The following is a 3,924-nucleotide window of genomic DNA, read 5'->3' as shown; positions in this document are numbered from 1 at the left end:
TAGTGGGACATTTTGATTTGTGTTCTCTTGAGACATTATCATTTACGTTTAACACTATCCTTTGCAATCAATTTAATTAGTAGTTGATTGCTCTCTTCTATTTATCTATACTTAAAAAATAAAGGAGTGATAATTAATGAAGAAAAGGTTCAGTTTCCCTTTAATCTTTCTAGTAGGTATAGTGGCATCCCTTTTACTTCCTACCCATGCTCATGCTCAAAATAATAATTATTTCATTGAAGAGCATGCCCACGCTAAACCTAGTAAGAAAGACACTAATGTATTACTTAAACAAATTCAAACGGAAAACCGCTCCGTTGATTCAGTTACTCAAAACGTCGGACTTTATGTTGTCACCGCATCCGGTGAAGAGGAAAATTATTTTAGCCAAGCCGCAACGATTGAATTGCTCTTTGGAAACAATCAAACTATTCAAGGCGCTTATCTGTATTCTGAATATGACGAAAACGATCAGTTTCGCTATGAAGAGACTTTCTTGCCATCGAATAAAAAAGCGGTTTGGACGCGCTCTTCTGAAAATGAGGACTGGGTAGATCTATTAAAAGATTCGCTCGAACAAGAGGATTATTATGCTAACCCCAATTATCATCTTTTGTTTGAAACAATCATGGGGATGGCAGATAAACTAAAATTTTATGAAGATGAAACATCCTATCTATTATTTAATGACAACCAAACGCTAAATCTTTTTGATAAATTTCAGCCACATTATAGCCTATCTATTTCGGGTCTTGATTCAGATGATTTAATTACAGATATTTTGGTGACTTTTGATAAAGAAACTTTATTGCTTCAAGAATTTAATCTCTTATCTTACTATGAAGGTGACGAAGGATATGTCGAATTTAATGTGCTTTCATATATGGATCGGTGGAATGAATTTAGTAACGAAGATTTCTTCATGGAATCAGAAGATGACTTGGAAAATTTGGATGAATTGACTATTTAAATAAGTAAACAGCCCTAGCTAATGTCCTTGAGCATTGGCTAGGGTTTTTTAAGCGCCGTTAATAATTATTACTTTGATTCAAAGGATTTAAATAGATAGATTGTGCTGTTTCTTCAAAGCATTGTTTGTATTTCATTAAAGCAATGAATAAGAAAAAAATTTGACCAAAGGCAACCCCTTAAAATTTCTCTTGCCCAATAATTGAATAAGAGCATGAGTTTTTTCAATAGATATGATCGGTTAGCTAAAAAGTTCCCTCATGAATATAATTTAAAGTTTGCTCAAAGAGTGCATAAAGAATTTATGGTCGAACCAGAAGTCTATTAAAGTGCGCGATCAGCAGATGAAAAGAAATAAAATTATGGATAGTCTTGCTAATTAGGTTAAATAATAAGTGGGGCACTACTGCAATAGTAGATAAACACTATTATTTTATTTATAATTTAGACATAACTATAAAGGAGTGATTAGCAATGAAAGTAACGCGCGATTTCTACCGATTTGTAGTACTATTTATTGCCGTGTCCCTGCTACTCCCTGTTAAAGTAAATGCTAACAGTGATAATTTTTTTGCAGACTTCATAAATGAAGCAGAGCCTAGTCAATACGTCGCTAAAGAATTATTTGAGAAAATTGAAGCGGCAAATGATCAAGTTTCTTCCGTTAAAGAAAATGTCAGCCTTCATTCTGCTGTCGAAACAGATAAAGAAAACAACTATTCTCATCAGTGGGCACTTTTAGTCTTACTCTTTAATTCAGATCAAGCTATTAAAGCGGCTATTTTATACGCTGAGTACGAAGACAACGATCAAATCTTTTTTGAGGAGACCTTTCTACCCTCTGATGAAAAAGCAGTTTTAACACGTTCCTCTGAAAACGATGAATGGATCAATCAAATAGCAGAGTCTTCTGAAGAATTAGACTATTTTGCTAATCCACACTATCATTTATTAATAGACTCAATCGTAAATGTTTCTGAGGATTTAAAAGTGTACGAGGACGAAAATAACTACATCTTTTTAAACAATAGTCATGATATTAATCTTTTTGATGAATTTCAATCACACTATGATTTATATGTTACTGGACTTAATCCTGAAGATTTAACGACTGATATAATGGTTCGCTTCGATAAAGAAACCTTATTATTAAAAGAATTTTCTTTCATTTCATATTATAGAAACAATAATGATTATATCGAAATCAGCGTAAATACACTGATGGAAATGTGGAATGAATATCATGAAGATATGTTTAAGAAAGAAATCATAGATAATACCTATGACCTTGAGCAAGAATTAGAGGATATAAGAGACTCTATGAATCCAGATGATATCTAATTACAATCGTTCATAATGAAAGCTTACGCAAATTTGTATGCCGACCCCCAAAAGTTAGAGTTACAAAACTCTCTTTTGGGGGTCACTTAATTGGATGGTGAGTATAATTTTTATTATCGTTTAACGATGATTGCGGCTGGTCCCCACGATCGCCTGAACAACGGCGTAAGATACTACATGTCCTTCATTTAATATTTTGAATTCATCTTCCAAGATTGCGGAAAACTCTTCCCCCTTCGCCAATCCTACGCTCTCGTATATCTTTCTGGTAAATACTTTTTCACTCTAATCGTTCAGCTGTAGGTTCAATGGTTTGTTTGACACCAAGATATAGACTCGCATAAATAGCACGGATTTCTTTATCTTCAAAAAAACTGCCAACTCCTCAATCAATTTTTTCCTTCAACCGTTAAAGGCGCTTGTCCATTTTTAACAGTAAGATCTCGGATTGAAAGTCTAACTATATAGATTCTCCTCAGATTTAATTAATCCTTTCGATTTGCTCATTCACGTCTTCAGCTTGATATTCTCTTTAGAATTTGAATCAATTCATATAAAGTTAAGTGTATATCCACAAAATGCTCTCCATAAAATTTAAGATACTTAATAGTATTCTAGTAACTCGGATAATGTTAAATCAATTCCTCGTTTTTTATAAAAATCTTTTCTTTCATTATATAATTTCTTAATAATTGTCTTTTTATCATTTTCACGTCCATGGTGCAGTTGCATATGACATGTGGGACATAAACACACAATATTTTCTGGGAAATCAATAGAGTAATCATAATTTAATTCAGCAAACATTGGTAATAAATGATGAGCCTCCATATAAGGCTTATTATTTTTAGTAAGAAAGGTTTTATGTTTTTTATTCACTTCACATTTCCAACCAGCATTTTCCTTTGCTTTTTGGGCATAATAACTATTTCTTGGAATTGTTTTTGAATCATATTTCTTGGGTTTCTTCTCCAATTTACCTTCAGGAATCTTTTTATCGGATGTATTGAAAGAATTTGATAGTTCTATAATTAATGAATCTTCTTGAGATTCTGTCAAAAAGTAATAAAATTTAAAAAAATGCATATAACTATTTAAAGTTGCATTAGGATATCTATTCTCTGCGAGATTATAAATTCTAAAACTTTCATGAAAGTCGGTATTTAATCTACTTATATTGTGAAAAGTATTTAAATCAAAAAATGAATTGATTTTATAATTGAATGTTTTTTCTGAAATAATTCCTAGTCTTATTAAATAATTTGTATAGGATCTACTTTTACCACTCGAAAGGTTTGTATTTGTGTGATTCAATATGTAATTGTAAAATATTTCTAGTTCATTTTTCAACCGTGCTTTAAAATGGATAAACCGAGTATCTGATGCAGGAATTTTGACAAAATTTTCCAATAGATTCTTCCTTTCAATAAAATGTTTACAATACCCATAGTTTAATATTTAAATTAAAATTAAAATAAATAAAATATAATTATCCTGTTATTTTTCTCCATTAATCTACCAAGTTGTTTTAATTACAATTTGTCGATAAAGTCCATATAATTGTGTAAAATAACTTAGTACAATGTTCATCACCATTAAAGCCTCATATAAGCC

General features: G+C 31.2%; 3 protein-coding genes. 2 read left to right on the top strand and 1 reads right to left on the bottom strand.

What is annotated here, in order from left to right; all coding sequences use genetic code 11:
• The first annotated feature begins 136 nt into the window (after positions 1-136).
• Both ACQV2X_RS08505 and ACQV2X_RS08500 read left to right on the top strand, forming a co-directional pair.
• A complete protein-coding gene (locus ACQV2X_RS08505) occupies positions 137-970 on the top strand; it encodes a hypothetical protein (RefSeq protein ID WP_428874584.1) in 834 nt (277 codons plus the stop codon).
• A gap of 473 nt (positions 971-1,443) precedes the next feature.
• Complete coding sequence (locus ACQV2X_RS08500; RefSeq protein WP_428874585.1) at positions 1,444-2,310, top strand: hypothetical protein; 867 nt, start codon at positions 1,444-1,446, stop codon at positions 2,308-2,310.
• A gap of 603 nt (positions 2,311-2,913) precedes the next feature.
• Here ACQV2X_RS08500 and ACQV2X_RS08495 read toward each other — a convergent pair.
• The gene (locus ACQV2X_RS08495; RefSeq protein ID WP_428874586.1) at positions 2,914-3,720 is read right to left on the bottom strand and encodes an HNH endonuclease; all 807 of its coding nucleotides are present in this window, start codon (positions 3,718-3,720) and stop codon (positions 2,914-2,916) included.
• Between the last annotated feature and the right edge of the window lie 204 nt (positions 3,721-3,924).

Source organism: Facklamia sp. P12945 (genome assembly GCF_050409485.1).
Taxonomy (GTDB): Bacteria; Bacillota; Bacilli; order Lactobacillales; family Aerococcaceae; genus Facklamia.
The sequence above is the reverse complement of the archived record's forward strand: the minus strand, read 5'-3'. Positions and strand labels throughout refer to the sequence as shown.